Origin of the sequence: Mesorhizobium sp. LSJC285A00, assembly GCF_000503155.1 — a bacterium.
Lineage (GTDB): Bacteria > Pseudomonadota > Alphaproteobacteria > Rhizobiales > Rhizobiaceae > Mesorhizobium.
Genome location: NZ_AYVK01000013.1, coordinates 50,474 through 77,444, shown reverse-complemented (window position 1 = coordinate 77,444; position 26,971 = coordinate 50,474). Strand labels below are relative to the sequence as shown.

Here is a 26,971-nt window from a genome sequence, read left to right as displayed (position 1 = left end):
TTAGGGCTTTAGGAATTTTCTATGACTGAACAGACCACAGCGGAGACCCGCCTCTGGACCCGGACGGGGTTTCGCGAAGACGAGTGGACACATGCCGAAAGTGCGGATGCACTGGCGGGCAATGGCCGCTTCATCCTGCCGTTGCAGGCATTTCTCGGCCTTGATGCCGAGGTGCGGCGCTCGGCCAAGGAGCGGCTGGGCGTCGCATTGCTGCCGGGCGACCAGCTGGAAAAGATCGTGGATCTGCTCGACCAGCTGTCGCTGGTGGCGCTGGCCTTTCCGGCCTTCAGCGACGGCCGCTCGTTTTCCAAGGGCGAATTGCTGCGCAGCCGCTACGATTTCGAGGGCGCGGTCCGCGCCACGGGCCAGGTGCTCGTCGACCAGCTGCCGCATATGCTGCGCCTCGGCTTCGACGAGTTCGAGATCTCCAACCCGGTTCTGCTGAAGCGCCTCGAAGAAGGCCGCACAGGCGGGCTGGGCCTTTACTATCAGCCGACCGAAGCGTCGGAGCCGAAGGGGCCGAAATACTCCTGGCGGCGCGTTCGCAACAGCTGACGCGACGGTAATTCCGCCTGTCTTTACAAAGACTGTGATCGGGCCTTCTCCTGGCTGTCCGGACGGAAATATCCGCCGGGCGCGAGGGAGGAATCGGCGCTCATCGGCGGCAACACCAATGCACCGTCCATCATGATCGCCGAAAAGGCGCCTGACATGATCAGGGCTGCAAGGTCTGGATGCGCGAGGANTTTTTTCTTTGTCTTACGGAATTCCCAAGCGAAAGCCCGGAAAACCGCCTCACACTTTGCTGGAATTGCTTTTAGGCCAAGGCCCGCGCTTCGCGAAACGAGACCAGCTTGCGGCGGTTCTCGTCCCACAACGCAAGCTTGACGCAGCGCAGGCTGTCGAGGAGCGTGACGCGGCCGATGCCGCGCAGTTCGGGATAGTCGCGCAGCACTTCCTGCAGCCGGTAGCCCGGCACCTTGGCCGAGAGATGGTGCACGTGATGGACGCCGATATTGCCGGTGAACCAGTTCAGCACCGGCGGCAAATCATAATAGGACGAGCCGTGCAGGGCGGCACGCTGGAATTCCCACTCTTCGTCCTTCGCCCATTCCGTCTCCTCGAACTGGTGCTGGACGTAGAACAGCCAGATTCCGGCCGATCCGGCCAGGATCACGATCGGCAAATGGACGATCAGGAAAGCGCCGGGGCCGACCAGCCAGATAAGCAGCGCTGCCGCGACCGCGATGCCGAGATTGGTGGTCATCGACGACACCCAGGGCGTCAGGCCGCCGCGCATCATGCCGACCGGCAGCCTCTGCTCGAAGATGAACAGCCAGATCGGGCCAAGGCCGAACATCACCAGGGGATGGCGGTAGAGACGATAGGCAAGGCGTCCCCGCCAAGACAGCTGCCGGTATTCAGCAACCGTCAACGTCCTGATATCGCCCATGCCGCGCTCGTCAAGATTGCCGGCGCTGGCGTGATGGGTGGCGTGCGCGCGCCGCCAGCAATCGTAAGGGGTCAGCGTCAGCACGCCGAGCGCGCGGCCGATCCAGTCGTCGGCAGTGCGGTTGGCGAAGAAGGAGCCGTGGCCGCAATCGTGCTGGATCATGAAGATCCGCACCAGAAAACCGGCGGCGGGAAGGATCAGGATCAAGCCCCACCAGTGGCCATAGGAATAGGCTGCCGAAGACAGCGCCCACAGCGTAACGAAAGGAATAAGGGTGATGGCGAGTTCAAGAGTGCTGCGTCGCCGGTCGGGCTTCTTGTAGCGCGCCAGGATCTTCAACCAGGCGCGCTTGCTGTTGGCGGCCGTCTCGGGGGAAATCATGTTCATCAGGAAGCATAGGCGGGGCGTCCCGCTGCCGCAAGGAAAAGCTCACGCAAAATTACTGCGCGTAATTGTCGCGCGATAGCATCGCTATTGACGGCGTTGGCCGCCGGCCATGCTGGCTTCTATGCCGTCCAGCCGGTCGAGCAGATCCCGGAAACGGGCGGGAATGTCGGCCTCGGTGCGGAAGGCCGGCAAGGTGCGCAAGAAGCGCGTCGTCGCCTCGGTGCCGAACTGGCGCCTGATGTCGGCGGCGAGCTCTTCGCTTCTGTTGCCAGTATTGCGGTCCATTGTCTCAAATCCTGTGTCGGTTTCAAAACTCCTCCAAGCTTTGAATGGTTCCCCATAGCGGGGTATTGGCAAGCAAAGGCTGCCGTTACGGTAAAGTTTGAATTAATTTTGAACGTCCTTGCGCCCCGCACCAAGTCCGACGGGCAGCCCGCAACATTGCCTGCTGTGGGGCGTCCTCCTGGGCTTGCCCCTTGATTTTTGGCCGCCAAACCTCGATATCGGGCGCAAATCCAAACCATTCGAATGACGGGAAATGGCGATGAGCGACCAGACAAAAGACGAACGCGCGCCCGAGGATATCGAAACGGCCGAGGCCGAGCGCACGCAAGGCGGCATCGACGGCGACTATGAAGCGCTGGTGCGGCTGCTGAAGGAAAACGAGGAGCTGAAGGACCGCGCGCTGCGCGTCGCAGCCGAGATGGAGAATCTGCGCCGCCGCACCGCCCGCGACGTGCATGATGCGCGCGCCTATGCGGTGGCCAATTTCGCCCGCGACATGCTGTCGGTGTCGGACAATCTGCGCCGCGCGCTCGATGCTATCCCCGCCGAGGCGAAAGCGGCCGGAGATGCCGGCTTCAAGGCGCTGATCGACGGCGTCGAGATCACCGAGCGCGCCATGCTGTCGACGCTGGAACGGCATGGGGTGAAGAAGCTCGAACCGGAAGGTGAGAAGTTCGACCCGAATTTCCACCAGGCGATGTTCGAAGTGCCCAATCCCGATGTGCCGGCCAACACCGTCGTCCAGGTCGTGCAGCCGGGCTATTCGATCGGCGAGCGCGTGCTGCGGCCGGCCATGGTCGGGGTCGCCAAGGGCGGCCCCAAGATCGCGGCCACCGAAGCGCCGGTCGAGCCGGGGCCGGTGAACGAGCAGGCCGAGAAGGATGCGTGAGTAGGGTAGGCAGTAGGGAATAGGGAATAGGGAATAGGGAATAGGGAATAGGGGCAGGCGTATCAATCGCGCGGCTTCGTGTTATTCATACTTTCCCTAATTCCCAATCCCTACTACCTCATGTCCCTGACACCCATCGACCTCCTCGACTATGCCGGCGTCGCCGTCTTTGCCGCGACCGGGGCGTTGGCGGCTTCGCGCAAGCAGCTCGACATTATCGGCTTCCTGTTTCTGGCCAGCGTCACCGGCATTGGCGGCGGCACGCTTCGCGACGTCATCCTCAACCTGCCCGTCTTTTGGGTCGCCAACTCCGGCTATGTGCTGGTTTGCGCGGCGGTTGCGGTGCTGGTCTTCTTCATCGCCCACCGCGTCGAATCCCGCTGGAAATGGCTGCTCTGGCTCGACGCCATCGGATTGGCGGCCTTTTCCGTAATGGGCGCGGCCAAGGGGCTGGCCATCACCGGCTCGCCGGTCGTCTCCGTTGTTATGGGCGTGTTGACCGCCACATTTGGCGGCATCCTGCGCGATCTGCTGGCCGGCGAGCCATCGGTGCTGCTCAGGCCCGAAATCTACGTCACCGCCGCACTCGCGGGCGCCGGCCTCTACACACTTGGCGATCTTGCCGGCCTGCCGCCGCTCGCCTCGGATATCGCCGGCTTCGTCGCGGCTTTCCTGGTGCGCGGCGGCGCGCTGAAATTCGGCTGGACCTTTCCGTCCTACAAGAGCCGCCCGGGACGGCGACCGGAGGATATTCCGTAGGGAGAGGGATTAGGGAATAGGGAATAGGGAATAGGGAATAGGGAATAGTCGGTAGTCAGCAATTCGCGGCAGCCTTCACTACTGCCTACTGCCTACTGCCTACTGCCTACTGCCTACTGCCTCACGCCGCAAAGCGCTGCGCTTCCCCGCCATAATAGTTGACGTAGCGGGCGCCGATTTCCTTGACCGGCATCACCACGAACACATCGACGGTGGAGAACTCACGGTCGATGACGCAGCCGTCGCCGATGCGGGCGCCGACGCGCAGATAGCCCTTGACCAGCGGCGGCATGGCCGCGATCGCCGCCTTGGCGTTGACCGCCTCGATCGGCATCAGATCCATCGAGCAATAGCGGCCGGAGACCGCCCGCACATCCCAGGCGGAGTTGGTCCGGCAGTGATGGGCAAGGTAGGTGAGCGCCTCGGCATGCGCAGCCGGCACCGTGCCAGGGAACGAGGCACAACCGGTCATCACGCCGATCTCATAGTGGTTGATGTAGGCCCAGATGCCTTGCCACAGCGCCTCAATGGTGCGCTTCGAGCGGTATTCCGGCAGCACGCAGGAGCGGCCAAGCTCAAGGAAGCGCTGGCCGGGATGGCGGGCGATCAGCTTGGTCAGTTCGAACTCGCCTTCGGAATAGAAGCCGCCGGCGGTCGCCGCAATCTCTTGCCGCAGCAGGCGGTAAGTGCCGACGATGCGGCGATGCTCGGGGCCGGAGATCGAGGTGTCAAGCACCAGGAGATGGTCGCACAGCGGGTCGAAGCGGTCGGCGTCGCGCCGGTCCTGCGCCTGGAACAGGTCCTTCCTGGCGCCAAGCTCGTCATAAAACACCCGGTAGCGCACTTCCTGCGCGGCGGCGATCTCGGCCTCATTGCGGGCAAGCCGCACTTCGAGATTGCCGATACGGCCCAGCGGTGCGCCTGTTGCGACGGCATCGGCGTTCCGCGCGGCGAGCAAAGCGCCGCCTGCGCTGGGCCGAGTGTCACATTCCGGCATAACTGTATGCACGAGTGATTCTCCTTCGAGCCATCCCTCTTGGCACGGGGATACGGTGTAGGTGCAACAGGATTGTGACAGTACCGTGATACGGCGCGACGGGCAATACTTCGTCGGCTGGCGAAAACCCTCATTCGGCTACCTACGTGACGCGAGGATTGCGCCAGCGTCACCTTGAAGCGCGTCGCGCTGGGACGATTCACGCGACGCGCTTCAAGTCTTTGTTTTGTGCATGTCGTCTTCTCAAAACCGGGGCCATTTTCGAGCGACATGAATTCAGGCGGCCACCTGGCCCTCGACGGCATGGACCAGCGCGTCGGGATCGAGCGGCTTGGTGACAAAGCCGCTGGCGCCATGGGCGAGCACGGTGTGGCGGGTCTTTTCCTGGCTGTCGGCCGAAAGCACCATGATCGGAACCGGCGGCACAGCCATTTCCTCCTCGTGGCGGCGGATGGCGGCGATCGCGTCCAGCCCGTCCATGACCGGCATGTGCAGATCCATCAGCACCACATCGAAGCGGTTTTTCAGCCCGGCTTCGGTCACCGCCTCGACCGCGGCCTTGCCATTGCCGACCACTTTCACGCGATGTCCCGCCTTCAAAAGCGTGGCGCGGGCAAGCATGGCGTTGATGTCGTTGTCTTCGGCGATCAGCACCGACAAGCCTTGCCGGCGCCCGCCATGGACACGAAGGGCGGACACGCCGCTCTTTTCCGGCTTGGGCTGGGGCAAGGCAGGGGCGTGATTGGTCAACAGCACGCGCAGCAGCGTTTCGCCGCGCACCGGCCTTGCCAGGAAGGTGGCGTAGCCGCTGGCGCGGAATTCGCCAAGCATGCCGCGGTCGGTCGGCGCGATCAGCGTGATCGCCTCGCAATCGGCAAAGCCACTCTGGCGCAGGCGCTTGAGCAGTCTGCCGTCGCCGTCCTCCAGGGCCGCGTCGATCAACAGCACATCGCAATGTTCGGCGAAGGGCGTCGCCTGGGAAGCGGTTGCGGCGACGTCGACGGCGCCGCCATGGGCGCGGATGGTGCGGGCGATGGCGTCGGCCTCGACGGCGTTCTTCGACACGATCACGGCGCGCCGGCCGGCCAGGATGTTCTGCCGGTTCTGCGGTGCCTCGGTTGCTCCTGCGGCCGGGATCTCGAAGACGAATTCCGATCCCTCGCCAAGCCGGCTCGACACCGAAATGGCACCGCCCATGGCGGCGACCAGGCGCCTCGATATGGCCAGACCGAGGCCGGCGCCGCCATGGGTGCGGGTCGAGGTGCCGTCGGACTGTTCGAACTCCTCGAAGATGCGCTCCATATCCTCTTCGCGCAGGCCAGGGCCGGTGTCGGCGACGGTGAAGCAGATGCGGTCGCTGGTCTCGGTGCGGGCCCGTGCAACCGAAACCAGCACGCCGCCGGTGTCGGTGAACTTGATCGCATTGCCGATCAGGTTGAGCAGCACCTGCCTGACCCTGCCGGGATCGGCCATGATCATCTGTGGCACGTCGGGCTCGACATGACAGCCGAGGCCGATGTTCTTGGCGAAGGCTTTCGCCGCCATCAGTTCGATGATGTTGTCGGCGATTTCGCGCAGCGATGTCGGCTGCGGCTCCGGGTCGAAACGGCCGGCCTCTATCTTGGAATAGTCGAGCAAATCCTCGATGAGCGCCAAAAGGGCGCTGGCCGAGGTCGAGACAGCGCCGACATAGGTGCGCTGCTCGGGCGACAGATTGGTGTCAGCCAGAAGCTTGGCCATGCCCATGATGCCGTTCATCGGCGTGCGGATCTCATGGCTGACGGTGGCGAGGAAGCGCGACTTGGCCTGGCTGGCATATTCGGCGCGCTCACGCGCGGTGATCAACGAGGATTCGGCGCGCTTGCGGGCGGTGATGTCACGGGCAATCGCCCGGTGCGAGACGGCGCCGCTATCCTTGTCGCGCACCGACAGTTCGATCCATGAGAACCAGCGCGGACCGTTCGGGGTACGTATGGAGACGTCGGTGGAACTCAGGCATTCATGATCGGAAAAGGCGGCGTCGGGAACGATACCGACATCGATGCCGAGGTCGGCCAGAGTCCTGCCGGCAAGGTCGCGCTGATCGGTTCCGACGAGGCCGGCGAAAACCATGTTCGCATAGACGATGTGGCCGTCGCGGTCGCGGTGGACGACGAGATCGCCGAGCGCATCGATCAGCCCGCGAAAACGCTCCTCGCTCTCCTGCATCTCCCACATGCGGTCGGCCAGCGTCTCGATCTCGGCGCGGCTGCGCGCGGCGGTTTCGTCGAGCAAGGCCGTCGCGCGGTGGACGGTGCGGCGGTTGCGCAGGTGCATGGCGACGCCGGCAAGGCCGGTCGCCAGCAGACCGAACGTGATGAAGATCGGCGCGCCGGTGAGGTGAGACAGGCCCGCCAGCACGACGCTGGCGACGACCGTCAGGAACAGCAGGCCCTCGTGCGTGGCGCGCGGAAAATCCGGCGCCAGCGGCGGCGCAGCAACATGCTGCCGCTTGGGCGTCGCCGGGTTCGGCCCGTCGATGCTTTCGGCGCGGCTCTTCTCTTTCCTGGCGGACTCCGCGATCATGCGGAAATCCTTGCCAGATAGAGATTATGGAAAAGCGCGGCGGATCGTTCGAATTTTAGCGGTCATGCATTTTTGCCGCCCGTTCTGGCGGCTTCGGGGCCTCACATATCCACGACCATGCGCCCCCTGATCTTGCCCTCGACGATGTCGTGGGCGGCGGCGATGATGTCGTCGAAGCCGATGGTCGTCGACAGGCCGGCGAGCTTTTGCAGATCGAGATCGCTGCCGATGCGGCGCCAGGCTTCGAGGCGCACGGCCTTGGGCGCCATCACCGAATCGATGCCGAGCAGCGAGACGCCGCGCAGGATGAACGGGGCGACGCTCGACGGCAGATCCATGCCACCCGCCAGGCCGCAGGCGGCGACCGCGCCGCCATAGGCGGTCATCGACAGCACATTGGCCAGCGTGTGGCTGCCGACGGCATCGATGCCGCCGGCCCAGCGCTCCTTGGCCAGCGGCTTGGCCGGCTGGGAGAGTTCCTCGCGCGAAATCACTTCGGCGGCACCGAGGTCGATCAGATAGGAGCTTTCGGCGTTGCGGCCGGTCGAGGCGATGACGTGATAGCCAAGGCTGGACAGGATCGAGACCGCGACCGACCCAACGCCGCCGGCTGCACCCGTCACCACCACCGGGCCGCGATCCGGCAGGATGCCGTGCCGCTCCAGCGCCATGACGCTGAGCATGGCCGTATAGCCGGCGGTGCCGACCGCCATCGCATCGTGCGCGCTGATGCCGTCGGGCAACGGCACCAGCCAGTCGCCGTTGACGCGCGCGCGCCCGGCATAGGCACCGAAATGCGTCTCGCCGACGCCCCAGCCATTGAGGATGACCTTGTCGCCCTTGCGCCAGTCGGCATGCGATGAGGAGAGGACGGTTCCGGCGAAATCAATGCCCGGCACCAGCGGCCAGCGGCGGATCACTGGCGCTTTCCCAGTGATGGCCAGCCCGTCCTTGTAGTTGACCGTCGTCGCCTCGACCGCGACAGTTACGTCGCCTTCCATCAGATCGGCTTCGCTGAAATCGACGATCTCGACCGATTGCTTCTTTTCGGCGTCGCGCGAAACGAGGATGGCTTTGAAGGTTTCAGGCATCTCTTCTCCTCGGCTTCGCAAAGGCTGGCGGTCGGCATTGGCTGGCTCTGGCCGAACTGTGCGGCGACCGTCCGGCGAGGTCAATTGGTCAAAAGAGTCGGGCCGTCAGGCTTCTGGGCCTTGCGGCTTGGCCTCGCGCCGCCAGCCGATGAACTCGTCGAAGACGACCAGCGCCGCGCCGACCGAAATGAAGGCATCGGCAAGGTTGAAGACGGCGAAGGACCATACCGGCGTGTGGAACAATATATAGTCGATGACGTGGCCGTAGACGGCGCGGTCGATCAGATTGCCGATCGCGCCGCCGATGATCAGGGCAAAGCCGATGCGGGCCAGCACATGGCCGGAGGGCGTGCGCGTCGCCAGATAAAGCACGAAGGCAACGACCACGACCGCGATGACGACCAGGCCGGTGTCGCCGAAGGACGAGAACATCGAGAAGGCGATGCCGGTATTGTAGGTGCGAAACAGCGCCAGGAATGGCACCAGGTCGAGCTTTTCCTGGAAGACGAGGCCGGTCTCGATCAGATGCTTTATCCACTGGTCGAGCGCGATTGCCACCACCACCAGCAGCGCATAGGGAGACCATGATTTCACGATGTGGCGTCCTCGGGGGCAAGTTTCAGCGCGCCGCGCCGGATCTCGAACAGCATGATTCCGGTGGCGACCGCCAAATTGAGTGAATCGGCGCGGCCGGCCTGCGGAATCCGCAGCAGCCGGTCGCAGCTTTCCGCCAGATAGTCGGGCAGGCCCTGCTGCTCATTGCCCATCATCAAGAGCACCGGTCCTCGGGAGAAATCGACCGAGCGGTAGTCGACCGCACCCTTCAGATGGGTGCCGACCACCAGGCCCGAGAAGCTGTTTCGCCAAGCCAGAAATGCTTCCGGCGTCGCCTTGGTCACCGGCACGGCGAAGATCGAGCCCATGGTGGCGCGCACGGTCTCGACAGAAAAAGGATCGGTAGTCTCGCCGACCAGGATGACGCCCTTGGCGCCGACGGCATCGACGGTGCGGATGACGGTGCCGAGATTGCCGGGATCGCGCACCCGGTCGAGCGCCACCCAGACGTCGCCGTCGTGAGCGCGGATGTCTCTTAGCGGCAGCAGTTTTTGCCGGAAGACGCCGACCACCATTTGCGGATTGTCGCGGCGGGTGATGGCGACCAGCACTTTTTCGGACACTTCCAGCACGGTGCCGCCGGCTGCGACCGTGCGCGCCGCCACCTTTTCGACCGCCGCATTGCCGCGTCCGGCCTTGGCGAAAACCAGCGTCCTGATCGACCAGCCGAGGTCGAGGGCGTCGATGACCAGCTTCAGCCCTTCGGCCATGAAGGCGTTCTGCTGGTCGCGGAATTTCTTCTGGGCGAGCGCCTTGATGTCCTTGATCAGCGGATTGGCAAGGCTGGTGACTTCCTTGACCTGCCCGGGCGCACCTGCGTGCCGCTCATTCATTCGGGACTCCCGGGCATTCAGGTCTCCGGGGCATTCAGGCCACCCAGCGCGAAAACAGCGATGTCGACAGCGCCCGCCCGGCGGACTGCTCGCGGATGATCAGTTCGCCTGATTCAACCGTGCCGCCCATGCCGGCAAAGGTGTCGCGCATCAAGGCATGGATGGCGAAGAAGGAGGCGCGGATGGAATAGGCGGTCAGCACTATGGCGACCGGTTTCGGCGTCAGGATCGCGCGGCAAAGGTCGGTCAGGCCGGGCAGGTCCTCGAACAACTGCCAGACCTCGCCCTTGGGGCCGCGGCCATAGGCGGGCGGGTCGAACAGGATGATGTCGTAGCGGCTGCCGCGGCGCTCTTCGCGCTCGGCGAATTTCACAGCATCGTCAACGATCCAGCGGATCGGCTTGCTGCCGAGACCAGCCATTTCCTGGTTTTCGCGCGCCCAGCCGACCGCCTTCTTGGAGGCATCGACATGGGTGACCTCGGCGCCGGCGCGGGCGGCTACGAGAGACGCGAGCCCGGTATAGCCGAACAGGTTCAGCACCTTGACCGGGCGGTTGGCCGCCGCGATCAGGCTGGCCATATGGTCCCAGTGCGAAGCCTGCTCGGGGAAGACGCCGACATGGCGAAACGAGGTGAAGCGGCCGAGATAGTCGATGCCGTCATGCTTCATCGGCCAGGTCTCGCCCAGCGGTACCTTCGGCAACCGCCAGCGGCCGATGCCTTCCTCGTCGGTGTCGCCGGTGAAGATGGCGTCGGCTCGGTCCCAGTCCCTGGCGGGCAAGGCCTTTTGCCAGATCGCCTGTCCCTCGGGCCGCACGATGCGGTAGGGGCCGTATTGTTCGAGCTTCTCGCCGGCACCGCTGTCGAGCAGTGCATAATCCTGATTGGGCGCCACTTCGAGGATCACCGGCAGGCGCTCAGTGGGCAGGATGCCTTCGCGACGCGCCAGGATACGGGGGGCGGGCTTCGGATCAGACCGGTCGTCCGGTTTTGTTTCGTGGCGTTGCTGTCTGGCTTCGGGTCGGATTGGTACGGTCTCCGGCTGCGGCCGCGCATGTTCGGTCCTGCCTTTTGCGGGCGGACGGTTGTCGCGGCGTTTATCGCGAAAAGACTTCAAGCAGGAGCGTCTCCGGAGGCGGCAGGCCGCTTTTGGCATAGGGTCACCGGCTGCGCAAACAAAATGGTCCAGCGTGCGAATGTCTGAGGTGGTGGACCTCGCTGAGGAAACAGGCAAATCTCGAATCATGTCCCGTTCCGAACGCCTGCTCGACCTGATCCAGATCCTGCGCCGGCATCGCCGGCCGGTGAGCGGTCGCACGCTTGCCGGCGAGATGGACGTTTCCATCCGAACGCTCTACCGCGACATTGCCACGCTGCAGGGGCAAGGCGCGCCGATCGAGGGCGAGGCTGGGCTGGGCTATGTGCTGAAACCCGGCTTCATGCTGCCGCCACTGATGTTCACCGACGAGGAGATCGAGGCCATCGTTCTGGGATCGCGTTGGGTTGCCAGACAACCGGACACGCGGCTGTCGGCCGCCGCCACCGACGCGCTGGCCAAGATCGCCGCTGTGCTGCCGGACGATCTGCGCGAGGACCTCGATGCGACCGCGCTTTTGGTCGGGCCGCACGGCGATGCTGTCGAAAGCATCGACCTTGGCCTGGTGCGCCAGGCGATCCGCAACGAGAGAAAACTCGGCTTTCTTTACCGCGACGCCGGCGGCGCCGCCTCCGAGCGCTTGATCTGGCCATTCGCGCTCGGCTTTTTCGACAACGTGCGGGTCGTGGTGGCCTGGTGCGAGACGCGGCAGGATTTCAGACATTTTCGCGCCGACCGGATGTCGGGGCTCAACACCACGGATATCCGCTATCCGCGTCGTCGGCAGGCGCTGCTGAAGGAATGGCGCGCGACGCTGGACGCACCGAAGCGCCAGCCTGGCGCTTAATGCTCCTTTCCACGCGCCCACAAGACGCTGCTGCCAGAATCTGACAGTGGGGTCACCTATGCTCCTCCAATCGAAACCCTGGAGAGCAGACATGAACACCCCCAATTTCGTCATCCTTTATGTCGACAGCCCGGAGCGGAGCGGCGCCTTCTACGGTGCGCTGCTGGGACGCCAGCCGGTGGAGACGTCGCCGACCTTCGTGCTGTTCGTGCTCGACAATGGCTTCAAGCTCGGCCTGTGGTCGCGCCACACGGTGGAGCCGTCGGCCGCGGCCGCGGGCGGCGGTGCGGAGCTCGTCTTCGCGTTGGACCGGCCTGACGCGGTGGACGCCGCCCACACGGACTGGGCAGGACGCGGCTTGACCATCCTGCAGACGCCGACCGACATGGACTTCGGCCGCACCTTCGTTGCGCTCGATCCCGACAAGCACCGGCTGCGCGTCTACTGGCTGAACGACGGAGAACAGGCCAATGGGGAACAGGCCAATGGAGAACAGAAATGAGTGCGCACTGGATCGCGGTCGCTTCCGCCGAACATGTCCGGCGCGGCCGCGAGGCCGGCTTCATGCAGGTCAACCACGGCAAGGCGGCACCTTTGCGCCGCATCAAGCCCGGCGACGGCATTATCTACTATTCGCCGACCACAATTCTGCGCGAGAAGGACGGCCTGCAGGCTTTCACGGCAATCGGCACCGTGCGCGAAGGCGAGCCTTACCAGGGCGACATGGGCGGTGGCTTCACGCCGTTCCGCAGGGATGTCGAATGGGCAAAGGCCGAGGAAGCGCCGATCAAGCCGCTGCTCGAGCAGCTCGACTTCACCGCGGGCAAATCGAACTGGGGTTATCAACTGCGCTTTGGGCTGTTCGAAATTACGGCGCATGATTTCGCGCTGATCGCCGAGGCGATGGGCGCTGCCATGAAGGCCATGAAGGCAGACTGACCGGCCATTCCTACCATGAGAGGTAGCGGCAGCTTCCGAGACATTCGAGATGCTCTGCCGTTGCCCCAAAGCGGCGGATCGCCGGGAACTTAGCCGACGTTGTTTCCTGACCGCAGGAAGCGGCGTGGACTCAAGCCGATAGCGCTACGAAACATGTAGGTAAACGCGCTTGGGGATTCGTACCCGAGATCGAATGCAACAGAACTGATTTTCTTGCCAGCAGAGAGCTGTGAGATGGCCTGGAGAATGCGGGCGTGTCTTAGCCACCGCGAAGGCGGCATTCCGGTTTCGGCTATGAACAGGCGTTCAATGGTCTTTCGGCTGGCCGAAGCGCCGGTGAGCCATTCATCAACAGAGACAATCGAACCCGGATCGTCCATGGCGGAATGCGCCAGATCGGAAATCCGCTTGTCTTTGGGCATCGCGATTGAAAGCGGCACATCCCTTGCCGCCAAAATTTCGTGAAAAAGCAGTTCGTGTAGAGCTGCCTCATGCGGTTTTGGGAGACTTGAGGAGTTGTTGTCTGGAATCGCGTGCATCAGAGCATGAAGAAGCGGCGTCATTTGCACGATACGGGGCGCTGCGCCCAACTTACCTGACTCCGCGCGGTTGACGTCGACATAAAGAATTTCGTTGCCCGTAACATATCGCAGCCAGTGTTCCACATCTGGCGGTATCCACACTGCCATGGCTGGGCTTAGCAAGAGAACGCGGTTGCGCGTGCCAACGTATATCGATCCGCGAATGGCGGAAAAGAACTGCCCGAAATCATGAGTGTGCCAGCCGAGATCCTGGCCAATCTCTTGGCTTTCGATTTCGCGGATATCGAGGATGCGCTCCTGGATGCATCATCTTGTAACAACCAGCGGTTTGACGAATCCTAGGTATTCATAAACGTATCATCGACATTAAGACACAACGATATCTCCTAAGCTGGCCGCCCGCGCTGATAAACGTACGGAGAGCAGCAGCCATGGTCGCCACGAGAACGCATGAAGTCGATGCCCCGGATTGGGCTGCTATCGTGATAGTCATATTGAGCGTTACAGCTTTTGCGGTTGCCCAAGGCCTGACGTTTCCGCTCATCTCTCTTGTGCTGGAAAGAAGGGGCGTGGCCGGAAGCCTGATAGGGCTAAATGCCGCTGCCTACGCGACCGGAGCTATCGTCGCCGTCCTGTGGATTGATCAGCTCACAGCTCGGTTTCGCGGAAACAGGCTGATCGTAGCGGCCCTGTTTATCTGCTCGATCAGCTTGGCGACATTCGCGACAATTGACTATTTGCCTATCTGGTTCCTAGCGCGCTTCTTGATCGGCTTCTGCGCGAGCTTGATCTCGATTCTAAGCGGAGCGTGGCTAAATACTGCGAGTCCCGACCGGATACGTGGGCGTATCTCCGGATTCTACGGAGCGGGCATGTGCGCTGGCTTTGCCATCGGACCATTGGCCATTCCGCTTGTCGGCACGTCTAACGGTTCTGCTTTTGCCTTGGTGGCCGGTTACATTGCATTGATTGGCTTTGCTTGCGCAGCCTTTACCGGCAGTACCCGCACATCGCCTGAACGCGCGCCGGCAGGCGCGCTGCTCCGATTTATCAGCGCCGCACCCATTCTGGTTCTGATCGAATTGGCCTTCGGCTTTGCCGATATTGCTGCGATTTCAGGCATGGCGGTCTACTTCGTTCGCGTCGGCCACTCCGAAGCTTTCGCAGCATACGCCATTACCGTGCTGTCACTTCCCACCGCGTTTGCCCAGCCTCTGGTCGGATGGTTGCTGGACAAGACATCGCGTGCCGGTGTGACGATCTGCTGCGGCCTTTTAGGAGCGGTCGCGTTCCTGGCAATCCCGTTTTTGCAATCCGAGGCCGCTATCCTGGTGGTGTTCGCTATAATCGGCGTTGCAACATTCGCCTTGAGCACTTGTGCCCTCACAATCTTGGGCGAGCGCTTCGAGGGCGGGATGTTAGTAGCCGGAACTGCCAGCTTTTCTTTGGCCTACTCCATAGGCAGCGTTATGGGATCGACTGGAACCGGGTCACTCATGGACTGGATTTCGCCAAGAGCCGTACCAATAAGCGTTGGCTTGGGTCTCCTCGCTTTCACAATTCTAGTTTCTTTCAAACGCCCGTAGATTTGTCGGTCACCACTGACGTACGCGAAGCGGCGATTTGGCCCGAAAGCCGCCGTTCCGCTTCCCCACGCTTCTCAGTCGCTTGGTCTTCTACGCCTAATGTTTGGATGGGACCAAGGCGCGGGCAGCGCGGAGGCGGTCAGGAAGTTTGGTCTCAGGAACGGCGCCGGCGCCGGTGCAGGCAGACGCTACTGCTTGAGCGCGTTGTAGACGGCAATGCCGGTGGCAAGGTCTTCGAGGGCGGCGCCGACCGACTTGAACAGCGTGACCTCAGTGGGGCTCTGCCGGCCCTGTTTTTCCCCGCGCGCCAGCTCATGCAGATCGGCGACGATGGCTTCCGGCTTCAGCACGCCGGAGGCGAGCGGCTGGACGATGTCGCCGGCTTCCTTGGTGGCGCCGGCGCGGGTGTCGACATAGACGCGGGCGCGCGCGATCGCGTCGTCGTCGCTCTCGCGCATGGTCGGCGTGAAGCCGCCGACCAGATCGACATGCGCGCCCCGCTTGAGCAGCGCACCCTTGACCAGCGGCGTCGTCGTGATCGTCGCCGATGAGACGATGTCGGCCTCGGCGAGTTCGGCGTCGAGATCGCTTGCGGCCTCGGCGTTGAAACCGTCCGCGCGCAAATCAGCCGCGACCTTTTCGGCATTGGCGGGCGTGCGGTTCCAGATGCGGATGGTCTTGATCGGCCGCACCGCGGAGTGCGCCTTGGCGAGGAACGGCGACAGCGCGCCGGCGCCGACCACCAGAAGCCGCGATGCGTCCTCGCGGGCGAGATAGGAGACGGCCAGCGCCGAGGCGCAAGCGGTGCGCCACTGTGTCAGCCGTTGGCCGTCGATCAGCGCTTCGGGCTCACCGGTGGCGCCGTTGAGCAGGAGATAGAGCCCCATCACCGCCGGTTTGCCGATGGCGTTGTTGTCGGGCGATACGGTGACGATCTTGACGCCGATATGACCGCCGACCGACGTGCCGGCCGCATGGAAGTCGGTCCACGCCGGCATCAACAGCAGCGTGGAAGTGGCACCGTCGGGCCGTTCGACTCCGTGATGATGGCGGACGGGTTGCACAGCACCCTCGCGGAAGGCCGCGCGCAATGTCTCGACCAGCCCGGGAAAGGTCAGCGCCTGGTCGACAGCGTCGGCCGAAATGGTCAGCATGCAAAACTCCGCGAAGATAAAAGCGCCGGCTTCAGGCCGTTGGCTTCGGCAGCGCCGGCCCGGCGGCCGCGCCCTGCTGCACGGCGGGTATACGGCTGACCGCCTGGCGCAAATTCTCGGCCTCGACGCCGCGCTGGCGCGCCAGCTTGCGGTAGCGGCCCTGCTTGACCCAGGTCGCCAGGCTGCCGACGACCATGCCGATGGCGAGCGCCACGAACAGGAAGATGAACAGCGGCAAGGTCAGCGTCAGTTTCGGATTGCCGGGGTTGAACGGGTCGAGCGTGAAGGCGACCAGCTCGCGGTTGGCGACGGCCAGCGCAATCAGGATGACGGCGAGCGGCACGAAGACCACGATAAGTATGAAGCGGTTCAACATAGAGATTCCCTGGAGAAGGCAGGCCTTGATAAGGTCGGCGCGTGGTCCGCGCCTACTTGCCGCCATTCAGCCTTTCACGCAATTCCTTGCCGGTCTTGAAGAACGGCACCCACTTCTCCTCGACCTCTACGGATTCGCCGGTGCGCGGGTTGCGGCCGGTGCGGGCAGGGCGATTCTTCACCGAAAAAGCGCCGAAGCCACGCAACTCGACCCGATTGCCTTCCGCCAGGGCATCGGTGATCTCGTCGAAGATCGCTCCCACGATGTTTTCGACGTCGCGCAGGAAAAGATGCGGGTTGCGCGTGGCAATGATCTGCACAAGCTCGGATTTGATCATCAGAAAGGTCCCCGTGAAAGCGCTGCGGTCAAATTATCAGGATGATTTTATTTGCTTTTTTACTCGCCCCAACCGGCAGATCAAGGGTGCCAGACGGAAACGAGACCGTCAAGAAACAAGCGATCCGCGCCAATTTCGTGAAGCACGTCGCTGCCGGCCTCCGACAGGCCGAGCGCGCTGCCGACGCTGCGCGCTATTGCTTTCGAGAACAGGAAGCCGCCACGCCGCTCGGTGTCCTTCCATTCCACCACCTTGAGCTTGGCGTCGACACCCTTGGTCGCCAGCCAGTCGATCGCCACGCTCTCGCCGCCGACAGCGTCGATCAGACCGTTGGCAAGGCCCTGGCGGCCGGTGAAGATCGAGCCGTCGGCAAGGGCCAGTGCCTGATCGCGGGTCATTTTGCGGCGCTCGGCGACGATGCCGACGAACCAGTCATAGCTGTCAAGGATGAGCGTGCGGACCATGGCTCGCTCGTCTTCATTGGTCGGCTTGAAGGGCGAGGGCGATGCCTTCAGCGGCGAGGATTTCACTTCCTCGAGCTTGATGCCGACCTTGTCCATCAGACCGCTGACATCGGGATACTGGATGAGCACACCGATCGAGCCGACGATCGACGTCTTGCGAGCAACGATATGGTCGCTGGCACTGGCGATCATGTAGCCGGCCGATGCGGCCAGCGTGCCGACCTCGGCCACCACCGGCTTGTCGGCGGCAAGCTTGCGCACCTCCTCGTAGATCGATTCGCCGCCGACCGTGGTGCCGCCGGGCGAATCGATCGCCAGGATGACGCCCTTGACCTGCGAGGATGTGCGGATGGTTTCCAGCCGCTTGATCAGTTCCTCGTCCTCGGTGATGGTGCCTTCGATCCTGACCTTGGCGATGTGGTCGACGGAAGAACCGCCGAGGTCGCCCCCATAGAACCAGCTTGCAAGCGCAATCACCCCAAGGGCCACGATGGCAATGGCGGCGCCGCGCCAGAAGGTCAGCTTGCGCCGCAAGCGGCGGCGGTCGATCAGGTCGTCGGCTCTCAGTGCCATGGTCTGCCTCACAGTCGGTGGGAAGCGATGCTTTTAAAGCAAGCGTCCGCGCCCGGCTACCTCTTCCTCAAGGGCCTGCGACGAAGCGACCTTCACGACGGAGGCATTTCAGGAAAAAATGACGCGGCGCGTTCGTTTCTGCTATGAAGTGACGAAATTGTGTCGCCTGAGTTCCGTCTGTAAAACAGCGGCCGTCACATTTTTGCGGTTTTCCTCCGCTTGTGCTTGCTTGCGGGGGCCGGCAACCCACCTATAGCAGGTGTTTTGGCGGACAAGGGTTTATTAGAAGTCAGTCATGCTTGCGCGATCGAACGAACCGACCAATGCCGATGCGGCCTTGGCGCCCACGGCGCCAGCGGGCACGCGCGGCGACGCCTTCGACCGCGCCCAGCGCCACTCGCGCCGCGTGCGCGTGCTTAAGTTTGCCGTGCCGGTGCTTGCCGCCGGGATCGCGGTTGCGTTTCCGGTCTATTCCTATCTGGCGGCGCCGATCAACATTTCGATACAGGCAGACGGCACCGCTTTCGCGGATGGCAAGCTGGTGATGGCCAATCCGAAGCTCAACGGCTTCACCAAGGACAAGCTGCCCTATTCGCTGACGGCCTTGCGCGCCATCCAGGATGTCGGCAAGCAGGACATCATCGAACTCGAAGGCATCCATGCCAAATTGCCGCTGACGGCCGACAATGTGGCGACCGTCGACGCCAAGCGCGGGATCTACAACAGAAACGCCAACACGATGGACATGACCAGCGACGTTACCGTCACCACCACCGACGGCGTCGCTGCCATCTTCAAATCGGTCTTCCTCGATATGGGCAAAGGCTCTATGAAGACAGGTGATGCGGTCGATGTCAGCCGTAACGGCTCGCGGATCACCGCGGGTTCAATGTCGGTCGAAGACAATGGCAAGGTCATCGTTTTCGAGAACAAGGTAAGCGTTCACATCGATCCGGCCACTATGAAGGCGGCAGAGGCAAAGAGCGGAGAAACGAATGCGTCCCAGTAATTCGGCACGGCTTGTCGCCGCAGCTTCGGCCTTGCTGTTGCTGGGTATGGCGCCGTCCTGGGCTCAGTCCAGCGCCAGCAGCCAGTCCGGGCTCAAACTGTCGGGCGACCAGCCGATCCAGATCGAGAGCGACAAACTTGAGGTCCGCCAGGCCGACAGCATGGCGCTGTTCAGCGGCAACGTCACCGTCACGCAAGGGCCAACGCTGCTCAAGGCCGGCAGCATGGAGGTCTACTACGTCAAGGACCCCAACGCCGCCAAAGGTGCTGCCGCCGGCGCTTCGGCGATGACCGGTTCGGCCAATATCGACCATCTGGTGGTCAAGAACAAAGTCTACATCAAGTCGAATGACCAGATCGCCACCGGCGACAACGCCACGTTCGACATGAAGACGCAGGTGCTAGTTCTGTCGGGCAAGGAGGTCGTCTTGTCCCAAGGACCCAACGTCCTCAAGGGCTGCAAGCTCACCGTGCAGATGAAAAGCGGCCTTGCTCAGGTCGATGGCTGCGGCGGGCGCGTCATCATGTCGATGACGCCGCCACCGAAATCCGAGGCCCCGAAGCCCGAATGACTGGCGTGTCTTCGCTGCTGACCCGCCTTCCGGGACGGGCGGCCAGTAAACTTGCAGCACCGGCCACAGTCACCGTTGATTCCTCGAAGTTCAAGGGCACCCTGATCGCCAAGGGTCTGACCAAGAGCTACAAGGGCCGCAAGGTGGTCAGCGGTGTCACCATCGGCGTGCGCGCCGGCGAGGCTGTCGGGCTGCTCGGGCCAAACGGCGCCGGCAAGACCACCTGTTTCTACATGGTCACCGGCTTGGTGCCGGTCGATGAGGGCACGATCGAGATCGACGGTTTCGACGTCACCTCGATGCCGATGTACCGCCGCGCCCGCCTCGGCATCGGCTATTTGCCGCAGGAAGCCTCGATCTTCCGCGGCCTGAATGTCGAGCAGAACATCCGCGCCGTGCTCGAAGTGGTTGAGAAGGACCGCAAGGTGCGCGAGCGCAATCTCGACGAACTGCTCGAGGAATTTCACATCAGCCACCTGCGGAAGTCGCCGTCCATGTCGCTGTCGGGTGGCGAGCGGCGGCGTCTTGAGATCGCCCGAGCTTTGGCGACGCGCCCGGCCTACATGCTGCTCGACGAGCCGTTCGCCGGCATCGACCCGATTGCCGTCGCCGACATCCAGCAGCTGGTTCGTCATCTAACGGCGCGCGGCATCGGCGTGCTGATTACCGACCACAATGTGCGCGAAACGCTCGGCCTCATCGACCGCGCCTACATCATCCATGCCGGCCAGGTGCTGACTCATGGCCGTGCCGACGAGGTGGTGGCGAACCCCGATGTGCGCCGGCTCTACCTCGGCGAAGGTTTCACGCTCTGAGCGTGAAATTTGTTTCCTGACGTGATTTTTGCCGCCCCGCCGGGCTTTTTTCTCCGATTTTGCGTGAGATAATGCTTCGGTAGGGGCCTTTTGCCATCGTTCGCCTTGACAAGCAAAAGCCGGGCCAGTTTCTATGGAAGGTCGGAAAAATTCATTTTCCGGCAGCTTCTGATGTGTAGGCTTCCGGGTGCAGAAGGGCGTTTGAAACCGAACCATGGCGTTGGCGGCGAAACTACAGCTACGACAATCCCAGTCGCTGGTGATGACGCCGCAGCTGATGCAGTCGATCAGGCTGTTGCAGCTCACCCATGTCGAGCTCGACCACTTCATCGACGACGAGATCGAGCGCAATCCGCTGCTGGAGCGCGCCGAGCCCCAGGATGACGCCGCAAGCGACCAGGTGCAGAAGGGCGATGCCGCTCCTGAGCCTGCCGCCGATGGCGACTGGTTCGAAAACGAGACGGCGTGGAGCGCCGAAGCGATCTCCGACAAGCTCGACAGCTCGCTGGAAAATCTGTTCCCCGACGATCCCGGCACCAGCGAGCGGCTCGGCCCGGACCTGACGGCGCAGTGGAAGTCGGCCACCGGCAATAGTTCGTCCGGTTCTTCCGAAGGCTTCGACGTCGGCGACATGGCAGCCGCGGCGATCACGCTGCGCCAGCATGTTGGCGAGCAGATCGCGCTTGCCTTTGCCGATCCGGCCGCAAGGCTGATCGCAGCCGAACTGGCCGACGGCCTGGACGAGGCCGGCTACCTGCGCGCCGATCCCGCCGAGATCGCCAAACGGCTCGGCGCCGATCAGGCGATGGTGGCCAATGTGCTGGCAGCCTGCCACACATTCGAGCCGGTCGGCCTGTTTGCGCGCGACCTTGCCGAATGCCTGTCGCTGCAGCTTGCCATGCGCGATCGTCTCGATCCGGCGATGAAGACGCTGATCGGCAACCTAGAACTGTTGGCGCGGCGCGATTTCCAGACGCTGAAGCGGCTTTGCGGGGTCGACGAGGAGGATCTCCTCGACATGCTGGCCGAAATCCGCGCGCTCGACCCGCGCCCGGGCATGGCGTTTTCGGGCGGCGCCAGCGACGCCATCGTCGCCGATGTCGAAGTCCGCGCCGCCAATGACGGCAGCTGGACGGTCGAGCTCAATGCCGAGACGCTGCCGCGCGTGCTTGTCGATCACATCTATTTCGCCCAGGTCTCGCCGCATGCGAAGAATCAGGCGGAGAAGGATTTCCTGGCCGAGTGCCTGCAGAATGCCAACTGGCTGACGCGCAGTCTCGACCAGCGGGCAAAGACGATCCTGAAAGTGGCGTCGGAAATCGTGCGCCAGCAGGACGCTTTTCTCGTCCATGGCGTGCGTCAGCTCAGGCCGCTCAACCTGCGCACGGTGGCCGATGCCATCGGCATGCATGAATCGACCGTCAGCCGGGTGACGGCCAACAAATACATGCTGACGCCGCGTGGCGTGTTCGAGCTGCGTTATTTCTTCACGGCTTCGATCGCGGCGTCGGGCGGCGGTGATGCGCATTCCTCGGAAGCGGTGCGCGACCGCATCAAGCAGCTGATCGACGAGGAAAAGCCCGCCGATGTGCTGTCCGATGACGCAATCGTCGATATGTTGAAGGAAAGCGGCGTCGATATTGCCCGGCGCACGGTGGCCAAGTACCGGGAGGGTATGAATATTCCCTCGTCGGTGCAGCGGCGGCGTGAAAAGCGCGCTCTGGCGAGCGCGGGGCGCTAGGTCTGCTTGCCCGGCAAGGCTTTTGCTATGGCTGGATTCCACAACTTTCCGACCTTAAAGCGCATCGCGCTGAAACGGATTCATACGACGCGCTTTAAGTCTTTGTTTTGATGCATGTCGTTGTCCCAGAACCGCAGCGCACTTCTGGGCGACATGCATTAATTGACAAGCTGCAATGAAGTGTCTAGAAGCCCGCCCGCATGAGACGGGCTCGCGGCCCGCATGCGGATGGTCCGTCACGATGAAGGCCACGGGACGGCCAAGAAGGCGGATTGTGATCAACCGGAAAGTTCGGATCTAAAATCGGCGCGAGTTGACGCCGCAAAGCTTGTGCGCACGGATCACGAGTATAAACTCTGGCCAGTTTGAAGCCTGAGCAAGGAAGGTCAGTTTTCAGATGAAATTGCGCATATCGGGTAAACACATGGATATCGGCGATGCGTTGCGTACGCGCATTACCGATCGTGTCGGCGAGGCGATTGGAAAATATTTCGATCGCGGTTTTTCAGGGCACGTCACGGTCATCAAATCGGGGTCGCGTTACTCGGCCGATTGCATGATCAGGCTGGATTCCGGCGCTTCGCTGCAGGCAACCGGCGATTCCCAGGATCCGACACTTGCCTTCGAGGCGGCCGCGGACCGCCTCGAAACCAGGCTGCGGCGCTACAAACGCCGTCTGAAATCGCACAATTCAGGCACTGGAAATGGTGAAATCACCGACATCGCCTATACGGTGATGGCGCCGCTGACCGATGATGATGAGGACATTCCGGAGGACTACGCCCCGGCCATCGTCGCCGAATCAACCATGACGCTGCAGACCATGTCGGTGGCGTCGGCGGTTATCGAACTCGACACCAAGGACAGCCCGGTTTTCGTATTCCGCAACGCCGGAAACGACCACCTCAACATCGTCTATCGGCGGCCGGACGGAAATATCGGCTGGATCGACCCGTCGACGACCAAAGTCGCACAGGCGTGACGACAACGACAATGGTCGCACAGGTGACGACAATGGTCGCACAGGGATAATAGCCAGCCGCGCGAGGGGCGAGGACTGGCGACGGCAGGCGAATAAGGGATTTCAAACATGGATCTGAGCGATCTTCTCAACGTTCCGGCGATCTTGCCGGCGTTGAAGGCGAACTCCAAAAAGCAGCTTTTGCAGTTGCTGTCCGAGAGAGCGGCGGCGATTTCCGGCATTCCGGAGCGCGAAGTGTTCGACACCATCCTGCAGCGCGAACGGCTGGGCTCCACCGGCGTCGGCAACGGCATCGCCATTCCGCACGGCAAGCTCGCCGGGGTGAAGCGCATCGCCGGCGTCTTTGCCCGGCTGGAGACGCCGGTCGATTTCGAGGCCCTGGATGACCAGCCGGTCGATCTGGTGTTCTTGCTGCTGGCCCCGGAAGGCGCCGGCGCCGATCACCTCAAGGCACTGTCGCGCATCGCCAGGGTTTTGCGCGACGCCGACACGGTGGCCAAGATCAGGGGCACGCGCGACGCGGTCGCCATCCACGCTCTGCTGTCGGACACGCAAGCCTCGCACGCCGCCTGAAGTTCTTTGGAATTAAGTCTTCCAGGGGCCGCCGAAGGCGGCCCTCTCCATTTCAACCGCCAGCAGTCGCCTTAGTGAATGGCGACAGTGGTCAGGTCGTTTTCCATGGCGCCGGCCAAAGCCCGGTCTTTCGCATCCGAAAGCAGGATCGGCTGGCCGTTGGCGGCAAACAGGGCCCACAGGACCATACCAGGCGCTATTTCGCCGAGGTTGGGGAAGCGCCCGAGCAGCTCGTCGCTCGAGACCTTCCGGAGATAAGCGACCGAGCCTTCGCCGAGATGGGCGAATTCGCCGCTGGTCATGGTGATGGTTTCGTCAGTTCTGGTCATTTCAAGCCTCCTTGGCGCGAGGACGCCGCTCAAGGCCATCCCGCATGAGAGCCATCGGTAAAGATCAGTCTTTCACCGATATATTTATTTTCCGTACCAGCCGTTCGGTATCCGGCCGATCGAGATCGATCGACAAAAGGCCGTTCTTCAGTTCCGCTGCGATCACCCGCATGCCGTCGGCCAGCACGAAACAGCGCTGGAATTGGCGCGCGGCGATGCCGCGATGGAGGAATTCGCGCTCGGTGTCGTCGGTTTGACGGCCGCGCACGACCAACTGGTTTTCCTCCGTGGTGACATCGAGATCGCTTTCGGCGAAACCCGCGACAGCCAGCGTAATGCGCAGCCTTTCGGCCTTGCCGTCAGCACCGCTGAGGCGCTCGATGTTGTAGGGAGGATAACTGTCACCGGATTTCGCCAGTCGTTCCAGGGTCTTTTCCATGGCATCGAAACCAAGGAGAAGCGGGCTGGAGAAGGGCGTCATTCGGCTCATGTTACACTGTCCTCTTTGGAGCGACATAAACTGGAAAAACCCGGATGGCATTTTTCCCGATGGTCTTGATATGGTCCGCGCCGCGGCCAAGTTCAAGCCGCCGAACACCCCCGCCAAAAAGACTCCCCCGCATAAGGAAATGAAATGCCCCAGACCCGCAAGATCATCATCGACACGGATCCCGGCCAGGACGATGCCGTCGCCATATTGCTGGCGCTCGGCAGCGCCGAGCTGGAGATCGTCGGCATCTCTGCTGTTGCCGGCAACGTGCCGCTGAAATTGACCGAAAAGAACGCCAGGAAAATCTGCGAACTGGCCGGCCGGCCCGACATCAAGGTCTATGCAGGCGCCATCCGCCCGTTGGCGCGCGAGCTGGTCACCGCCGAGGAAGTGCATGGCAAGACCGGCCTCAACGGCCCGCAACTGCCCGATCCGAAGATGAAGCTGCAGGGCCAGTATGCGGTCGACTTCATCGTCGAGACGCTGATGAAGGAAGAGGCCGGCACGATCACGCTGTGCGCGCTCGGCCCGCTCACCAATGTCGCGCTGGCGCTGATCCGTGAGCCGAAGATCGCGCCGCGCATCAAGGAAATCGTACTGATGGGCGGCGGTTTCTTCGAAGGCGGCAATGTCACGCCGACCGCAGAATTCAACATCTATGTCGATCCGCAAGCCGCCGACCTGGTGTTCAAATCCGGCATTCCGATCGTCATGATGCCGCTCGACGTTACCCACAAGGCGCTGACCACGGCCAAGCGCACGCAGGCCATCCGCCAGCTCGGCACCCGGGTCGGCACCGCGACGGCCGAGATGCTGGAGTTCTTCGAGCGCTTCGACGAGGAGAAATACGGCACCGATGGCGGCCCGCTGCACGACCCCTGCGTCATCGCCTATCTGTTGAAGCCGGAGCTGTTCAAGGGCCGCAACTGCAACGTCACCGTCGAAACCGCCTCCGAACTCACCATGGGCATGACCGTGATCGACTGGTGGGGCGTGACCAAGCGGCCGAAGAACGCCATGGTGATGCGCGACATCGACCATGACGCGTTCTTTGCGCTGCTGGTGGAGCGGTTGGCTCGGCTTTAAGCCTGCCTTGATACAGATCGTTCGCCCAGGGGCTTAGCGCTTCTGGGCGATACCTGTGCACTTATTCGCGAAGCAGGCGGTATGTTTCGGTATCGTTGCGGCGACGCTGCCGCTCGATCGAAACCTTGGAGCCAATGGCTCTCGGCACTGTCGTGTTGTCATATGCAAACACCAGGCCGTCATTTTCATCGAGGCGAATTCCATACAAGTAACGGAACCCGCTGCCGATCGCGACCTCGGGACTTGCAGGAGCGTTGAGAACGTTGACCACTGTACCGGTCAGGCGTTCGACATTGACGATGGGGCTGCTTTGCCTCGCAATCGGGATGCCAATTGCAAGGGCGCAAACGCCCACGACGAGGATGGTGATGAGGATGCCCCTGAGGTTCTCCTGCAGGGTCATCCAGGCAAGGGAATGCCGAGCCTTGGCCAATGCGTATCACCTGACAGCAAGGACGCTGCGTTTCATTGGTATCGTGACCGGCGGTAGTTCAATTTGCGAACCTGTAGAAGGTCGATCCATTCTCGCGCGTGACGCGCTCCAATCTTGCCGGCGCGCCGATCAGATGCGGGAGGTCGTCTTCGACAAGAATGGACGAACCGGTTTCGAGTGCAACCAGATAAAGCGTGCGGCCGTTGTCTGAATGGGTACTTTTGACCGTTGCGTCGATTGGCTCGACCGACCGGATGGGGCTCGCATCATTCGTCCATTTGTAGAGAGCCGAAGGAACCATCACCGCAAACAGGACGACGATCAGGATCACGCCGGGCGCGTCCCTTTTTATGCCAGCGTAAGTCCATGACATCGACGTGAATCCCCCCACGCCGATTCATGTGGTGGCGTGAAGACTGACTTTCAATCAGCCTTCACGTACCGGCTCCGTTGGGAACGACCGTTGGCGGTCGTCACTTCGCCTTGGAAAACGCCAGCCACAGGCCGCCGCCGACCAGAAAGCTGCCGCTGATCCTGGACATCAGCTTGATGCGGCTGGCCGAGAGCAGGCGGCCGGCGCGGCTGGCGGCGAGCGCGTAGGTCGAGTCCGAGACGGCGGCAAAGATCATGGCGGTAAGGCCCATGACGACGATCTGCAGGGTGTAATTGCCCTGCGGGGCGATGAATTGCGGGAAGAAGGCGCCGAAGAACACCAGGGTCTTGGGGTTGCTCAGCGCCACGAGCAGGCCCTGCAGGAAGAAGCCGCCGCGCGGCTTTCTCGCGGTGCCGTCGGCATTCAGCGCGCCCTTGGAACGGAACATCTGCACCCCCATCCAGATCAGATAGGCGGCGCCGATCAGGCGTACCCATTCGAACCAGTGGCCCATGCCCGATATCAGCGTGTTGAGGCCGATGCCGACAATGGCGATCATCACGGCGAGCCCAGCCTGCGTGCCGGCGACATTGGCAAGGCCGGCGCGGTAGCCATGGCGGATGCTGTTGGCGATGATCAGCGTGACAGTCGGACCGGGCACCAGGATGATGACGATGCAGGCAAGGACATAGGCGGCGTAGAGTTCCAGCGACATGGGGATTTCCTCGAGGATGCGCTTAGGCGGCTGGCTGCAATCAATGCATGGCGGCGGGGCTGGTGC

The 26,971-nt window shown here is 62.7% G+C and carries 32 protein-coding genes; 14 read left to right on the top strand and 18 right to left on the bottom strand.

Annotation, left to right across the window (positions count from 1 at the left end; translation table 11 throughout):
- The first annotated feature begins 21 nt into the window (after positions 1-21).
- On the top strand, positions 22-555 hold the full coding sequence (locus X726_RS155615; RefSeq protein ID WP_023669768.1) for a DUF934 domain-containing protein: 534 nt from the start codon (positions 22-24) through the stop codon (positions 553-555).
- A 262-nt stretch (positions 556-817) separates the two neighbouring features.
- On the opposite strand, the gene X726_RS155620 is transcribed toward X726_RS155615, so the two are convergent.
- Both X726_RS155620 and X726_RS155625 read right to left on the bottom strand, forming a co-directional pair.
- Complete coding sequence (locus X726_RS155620; RefSeq protein WP_023669767.1) at positions 818-1,840, bottom strand: fatty acid desaturase; 1,023 nt, start codon at positions 1,838-1,840, stop codon at positions 818-820.
- Between the two features lie 84 nt (positions 1,841-1,924).
- Entirely contained in the window at positions 1,925-2,125 is a 201-nt protein-coding gene (locus X726_RS155625; RefSeq protein WP_023669766.1) for a hypothetical protein, read from the bottom strand.
- A 259-nt stretch (positions 2,126-2,384) separates the two neighbouring features.
- Between X726_RS155625 and grpE the strand changes: the two genes are divergently transcribed.
- Entirely contained in the window at positions 2,385-3,014 is a 630-nt protein-coding gene (gene grpE, locus X726_RS155630; protein ID WP_023691975.1) for a nucleotide exchange factor GrpE, read from the top strand.
- A 126-nt stretch (positions 3,015-3,140) separates the two neighbouring features.
- On the top strand, positions 3,141-3,773 hold the full coding sequence (locus tag X726_RS155635) for a trimeric intracellular cation channel family protein (protein ID WP_023683056.1): 633 nt from the start codon (positions 3,141-3,143) through the stop codon (positions 3,771-3,773).
- Positions 3,774-3,894: 121 nt separating this feature from the next.
- Here the strand turns inward: X726_RS155635 and X726_RS155640 are convergent, their stop codons facing one another.
- The 6 genes from X726_RS155640 to X726_RS155665 form a co-directional block, all read right to left on the bottom strand.
- A complete protein-coding gene (locus tag X726_RS155640; protein ID WP_027049733.1) occupies positions 3,895-4,782 on the bottom strand; it encodes a GNAT family N-acetyltransferase in 888 nt (295 codons plus the stop codon).
- A 264-nt stretch (positions 4,783-5,046) separates the two neighbouring features.
- The gene (locus X726_RS155645) at positions 5,047-7,335 is read right to left on the bottom strand and encodes a response regulator (protein WP_023669762.1); all 2,289 of its coding nucleotides are present in this window, start codon (positions 7,333-7,335) and stop codon (positions 5,047-5,049) included.
- A gap of 101 nt (positions 7,336-7,436) precedes the next feature.
- Positions 7,437-8,426 carry an MDR family oxidoreductase gene (locus X726_RS155650; RefSeq protein ID WP_023669761.1) on the bottom strand — a complete coding sequence of 330 codons (990 nt, stop codon included), beginning with the start codon at positions 8,424-8,426 and terminating at the stop codon, positions 7,437-7,439.
- Positions 8,427-8,531: 105 nt separating this feature from the next.
- Positions 8,532-9,020, bottom strand: a complete 489-nt coding sequence (gene lspA, locus X726_RS155655) for a signal peptidase II (RefSeq protein WP_023669760.1) — start codon at positions 9,018-9,020, stop codon at positions 8,532-8,534.
- Positions 9,017-9,874, bottom strand: coding sequence for an RNA methyltransferase (locus tag X726_RS155660; RefSeq protein ID WP_023669759.1), 858 nt, complete (start codon positions 9,872-9,874; stop codon positions 9,017-9,019). The genes lspA and X726_RS155660 overlap by 4 nt, the downstream gene beginning before the upstream one ends.
- 34 nt (positions 9,875-9,908) lie before the next feature.
- Positions 9,909-10,991, bottom strand: a complete 1,083-nt coding sequence (locus X726_RS155665) for a class I SAM-dependent rRNA methyltransferase (protein WP_031214891.1) — start codon at positions 10,989-10,991, stop codon at positions 9,909-9,911.
- 127 nt (positions 10,992-11,118) lie between these two features.
- Here X726_RS155665 and X726_RS155670 point away from each other — a divergent pair, with 127 nt between their 5' ends.
- The 3 genes from X726_RS155670 (at position 11,119) to X726_RS155680 (ending at position 12,756) form a co-directional block, all read left to right on the top strand.
- On the top strand, positions 11,119-11,817 hold the full coding sequence (locus tag X726_RS155670; RefSeq protein ID WP_023669757.1) for a YafY family protein: 699 nt from the start codon (positions 11,119-11,121) through the stop codon (positions 11,815-11,817).
- Between the two features lie 91 nt (positions 11,818-11,908).
- On the top strand, positions 11,909-12,319 hold the full coding sequence (locus X726_RS155675; protein ID WP_023669756.1) for a VOC family protein: 411 nt from the start codon (positions 11,909-11,911) through the stop codon (positions 12,317-12,319).
- On the top strand, positions 12,316-12,756 hold the full coding sequence (locus X726_RS155680) for an EVE domain-containing protein (protein ID WP_023669755.1): 441 nt from the start codon (positions 12,316-12,318) through the stop codon (positions 12,754-12,756). The genes X726_RS155675 and X726_RS155680 overlap by 4 nt, the downstream gene beginning before the upstream one ends.
- Before the next feature lie 89 nt (positions 12,757-12,845).
- On the opposite strand, the gene X726_RS155685 is transcribed toward X726_RS155680, so the two are convergent.
- Positions 12,846-13,571 carry an AraC family transcriptional regulator gene (locus tag X726_RS155685; protein ID WP_280940455.1) on the bottom strand — a complete coding sequence of 242 codons (726 nt, stop codon included), beginning with the start codon at positions 13,569-13,571 and terminating at the stop codon, positions 12,846-12,848.
- 158 nt (positions 13,572-13,729) lie between these two features.
- Between X726_RS155685 and X726_RS155690 the strand changes: the two genes are divergently transcribed.
- Entirely contained in the window at positions 13,730-14,884 is a 1,155-nt protein-coding gene (locus X726_RS155690; protein ID WP_023669752.1) for an MFS transporter, read from the top strand.
- A gap of 188 nt (positions 14,885-15,072) precedes the next feature.
- On the opposite strand, the gene X726_RS155695 is transcribed toward X726_RS155690, so the two are convergent.
- The 4 genes from X726_RS155695 to sppA all read right to left on the bottom strand — a co-directional run bounded on the left by X726_RS155695 (position 15,073) and on the right by sppA (position 17,788).
- On the bottom strand, positions 15,073-16,038 hold the full coding sequence (locus X726_RS155695; RefSeq protein ID WP_023669751.1) for an ornithine cyclodeaminase family protein: 966 nt from the start codon (positions 16,036-16,038) through the stop codon (positions 15,073-15,075).
- Between the two features lie 31 nt (positions 16,039-16,069).
- Positions 16,070-16,414 carry a lipopolysaccharide assembly protein LapA domain-containing protein gene (locus X726_RS155700; protein ID WP_023669750.1) on the bottom strand — a complete coding sequence of 115 codons (345 nt, stop codon included), beginning with the start codon at positions 16,412-16,414 and terminating at the stop codon, positions 16,070-16,072.
- Between the two features lie 52 nt (positions 16,415-16,466).
- A complete protein-coding gene (locus X726_RS155705; protein WP_006200394.1) occupies positions 16,467-16,751 on the bottom strand; it encodes an integration host factor subunit beta in 285 nt (94 codons plus the stop codon).
- An 80-nt stretch (positions 16,752-16,831) separates the two neighbouring features.
- Complete coding sequence (gene sppA / locus X726_RS155710) at positions 16,832-17,788, bottom strand: signal peptide peptidase SppA (protein WP_023669749.1); 957 nt, start codon at positions 17,786-17,788, stop codon at positions 16,832-16,834.
- 295 nt (positions 17,789-18,083) lie between these two features.
- Between sppA and lptC the strand changes: the two genes are divergently transcribed.
- The 6 genes from lptC (at position 18,084) to ptsN (ending at position 23,479) form a co-directional block, all read left to right on the top strand.
- Entirely contained in the window at positions 18,084-18,797 is a 714-nt protein-coding gene (lptC, locus tag X726_RS155715; RefSeq protein WP_023669748.1) for an LPS export ABC transporter periplasmic protein LptC, read from the top strand.
- Complete coding sequence (locus tag X726_RS155720; protein WP_023683069.1) at positions 18,784-19,368, top strand: LptA/OstA family protein; 585 nt, start codon at positions 18,784-18,786, stop codon at positions 19,366-19,368. Before lptC ends, X726_RS155720 begins: the two co-directional genes overlap by 14 nt.
- The gene (gene lptB, locus X726_RS155725) at positions 19,365-20,183 is read left to right on the top strand and encodes an LPS export ABC transporter ATP-binding protein (protein WP_023669746.1); all 819 of its coding nucleotides are present in this window, start codon (positions 19,365-19,367) and stop codon (positions 20,181-20,183) included. Before X726_RS155720 ends, lptB begins: the two co-directional genes overlap by 4 nt.
- 214 nt (positions 20,184-20,397) lie before the next feature.
- On the top strand, positions 20,398-21,924 hold the full coding sequence (gene rpoN, locus X726_RS155730) for an RNA polymerase factor sigma-54 (protein ID WP_023683070.1): 1,527 nt from the start codon (positions 20,398-20,400) through the stop codon (positions 21,922-21,924).
- A 397-nt stretch (positions 21,925-22,321) separates the two neighbouring features.
- Positions 22,322-22,906: a ribosome-associated translation inhibitor RaiA gene (gene raiA, locus X726_RS155735; RefSeq protein ID WP_023683071.1), complete on the top strand. Its 585-nt coding sequence runs from the start codon at positions 22,322-22,324 to the stop codon at positions 22,904-22,906.
- Between the two features lie 108 nt (positions 22,907-23,014).
- Entirely contained in the window at positions 23,015-23,479 is a 465-nt protein-coding gene (gene ptsN, locus X726_RS155740) for a PTS IIA-like nitrogen regulatory protein PtsN (protein WP_023669743.1), read from the top strand.
- Between the two features lie 71 nt (positions 23,480-23,550).
- On the opposite strand, the gene X726_RS0135080 is transcribed toward ptsN, so the two are convergent.
- A complete protein-coding gene (locus X726_RS0135080; RefSeq protein ID WP_023683072.1) occupies positions 23,551-23,808 on the bottom strand; it encodes a DUF1150 family protein in 258 nt (85 codons plus the stop codon).
- 64 nt (positions 23,809-23,872) lie between these two features.
- Entirely contained in the window at positions 23,873-24,298 is a 426-nt protein-coding gene (locus tag X726_RS155745) for an Hsp20 family protein (RefSeq protein WP_023669741.1), read from the bottom strand.
- A 144-nt stretch (positions 24,299-24,442) separates the two neighbouring features.
- Here X726_RS155745 and X726_RS155750 point away from each other — a divergent pair, with 144 nt between their 5' ends.
- The gene (locus X726_RS155750; protein ID WP_023669740.1) at positions 24,443-25,384 is read left to right on the top strand and encodes a nucleoside hydrolase; all 942 of its coding nucleotides are present in this window, start codon (positions 24,443-24,445) and stop codon (positions 25,382-25,384) included.
- Positions 25,385-25,445: 61 nt separating this feature from the next.
- Here the strand turns inward: X726_RS155750 and X726_RS155755 are convergent, their stop codons facing one another.
- From X726_RS155755 to X726_RS155765, 3 genes are all read right to left on the bottom strand, one after another.
- Positions 25,446-25,817 carry a hypothetical protein gene (locus X726_RS155755; protein ID WP_023712341.1) on the bottom strand — a complete coding sequence of 124 codons (372 nt, stop codon included), beginning with the start codon at positions 25,815-25,817 and terminating at the stop codon, positions 25,446-25,448.
- A gap of 58 nt (positions 25,818-25,875) precedes the next feature.
- Positions 25,876-26,148 (bottom strand): hypothetical protein, encoded by a 273-nt coding sequence (locus X726_RS155760; protein WP_023712342.1) that lies wholly within the window; start codon positions 26,146-26,148, stop codon positions 25,876-25,878.
- A gap of 142 nt (positions 26,149-26,290) precedes the next feature.
- Positions 26,291-26,905, bottom strand: coding sequence for a LysE family translocator (locus X726_RS155765; RefSeq protein WP_023669737.1), 615 nt, complete (start codon positions 26,903-26,905; stop codon positions 26,291-26,293).
- Between the last annotated feature and the right edge of the window lie 66 nt (positions 26,906-26,971).

Excerpts from the sequence above, each read along its gene's own strand:
- X726_RS155690 (WP_023669752.1), top strand. The coding sequence starts at position 13,730 with ATGGTCGCCACGAGAACGCATGAAGTCGATGCCCCGGATTGGGCTGCT.
- lptC (WP_023669748.1), top strand. The coding sequence starts at position 18,084 with ATGCTTGCGCGATCGAACGAACCGACCAATGCCGATGCGGCCTTGGCG.
- lptB (WP_023669746.1), top strand. The coding sequence starts at position 19,365 with ATGACTGGCGTGTCTTCGCTGCTGACCCGCCTTCCGGGACGGGCGGCC.
- X726_RS155765 (WP_023669737.1), bottom strand. The coding sequence starts at position 26,905 with ATGTCGCTGGAACTCTACGCCGCCTATGTCCTTGCCTGCATCGTCATC.
- X726_RS155695 (WP_023669751.1), bottom strand. The coding sequence starts at position 16,038 with ATGCTGACCATTTCGGCCGACGCTGTCGACCAGGCGCTGACCTTTCCC.
- X726_RS155620 (WP_023669767.1), bottom strand. The coding sequence starts at position 1,840 with ATGAACATGATTTCCCCCGAGACGGCCGCCAACAGCAAGCGCGCCTGG.
- X726_RS155705 (WP_006200394.1), bottom strand. The coding sequence starts at position 16,751 with ATGATCAAATCCGAGCTTGTGCAGATCATTGCCACGCGCAACCCGCAT.
- X726_RS155750 (WP_023669740.1), top strand. The coding sequence starts at position 24,443 with ATGCCCCAGACCCGCAAGATCATCATCGACACGGATCCCGGCCAGGAC.
- X726_RS0135080 (WP_023683072.1), bottom strand. The coding sequence starts at position 23,808 with ATGACCAGAACTGACGAAACCATCACCATGACCAGCGGCGAATTCGCC.
- sppA (WP_023669749.1), bottom strand. The coding sequence starts at position 17,788 with ATGGCACTGAGAGCCGACGACCTGATCGACCGCCGCCGCTTGCGGCGC.
- X726_RS155625 (WP_023669766.1), bottom strand. The coding sequence starts at position 2,125 with ATGGACCGCAATACTGGCAACAGAAGCGAAGAGCTCGCCGCCGACATC.
- X726_RS155645 (WP_023669762.1), bottom strand. The coding sequence starts at position 7,335 with ATGATCGCGGAGTCCGCCAGGAAAGAGAAGAGCCGCGCCGAAAGCATC.
- X726_RS155745 (WP_023669741.1), bottom strand. The coding sequence starts at position 24,298 with ATGAGCCGAATGACGCCCTTCTCCAGCCCGCTTCTCCTTGGTTTCGAT.
- X726_RS155675 (WP_023669756.1), top strand. The coding sequence starts at position 11,909 with ATGAACACCCCCAATTTCGTCATCCTTTATGTCGACAGCCCGGAGCGG.
- X726_RS155650 (WP_023669761.1), bottom strand. The coding sequence starts at position 8,426 with ATGCCTGAAACCTTCAAAGCCATCCTCGTTTCGCGCGACGCCGAAAAG.
- grpE (WP_023691975.1), top strand. The coding sequence starts at position 2,385 with ATGAGCGACCAGACAAAAGACGAACGCGCGCCCGAGGATATCGAAACG.
- X726_RS155720 (WP_023683069.1), top strand. The coding sequence starts at position 18,784 with ATGCGTCCCAGTAATTCGGCACGGCTTGTCGCCGCAGCTTCGGCCTTG.
- X726_RS155680 (WP_023669755.1), top strand. The coding sequence starts at position 12,316 with ATGAGTGCGCACTGGATCGCGGTCGCTTCCGCCGAACATGTCCGGCGC.
- X726_RS155700 (WP_023669750.1), bottom strand. The coding sequence starts at position 16,414 with ATGTTGAACCGCTTCATACTTATCGTGGTCTTCGTGCCGCTCGCCGTC.
- X726_RS155660 (WP_023669759.1), bottom strand. The coding sequence starts at position 9,874 with ATGAATGAGCGGCACGCAGGTGCGCCCGGGCAGGTCAAGGAAGTCACC.
- rpoN (WP_023683070.1), top strand. The coding sequence starts at position 20,398 with ATGGCGTTGGCGGCGAAACTACAGCTACGACAATCCCAGTCGCTGGTG.
- raiA (WP_023683071.1), top strand. The coding sequence starts at position 22,322 with ATGAAATTGCGCATATCGGGTAAACACATGGATATCGGCGATGCGTTG.
- ptsN (WP_023669743.1), top strand. The coding sequence starts at position 23,015 with ATGGATCTGAGCGATCTTCTCAACGTTCCGGCGATCTTGCCGGCGTTG.
- X726_RS155615 (WP_023669768.1), top strand. The coding sequence starts at position 22 with ATGACTGAACAGACCACAGCGGAGACCCGCCTCTGGACCCGGACGGGG.
- X726_RS155670 (WP_023669757.1), top strand. The coding sequence starts at position 11,119 with ATGTCCCGTTCCGAACGCCTGCTCGACCTGATCCAGATCCTGCGCCGG.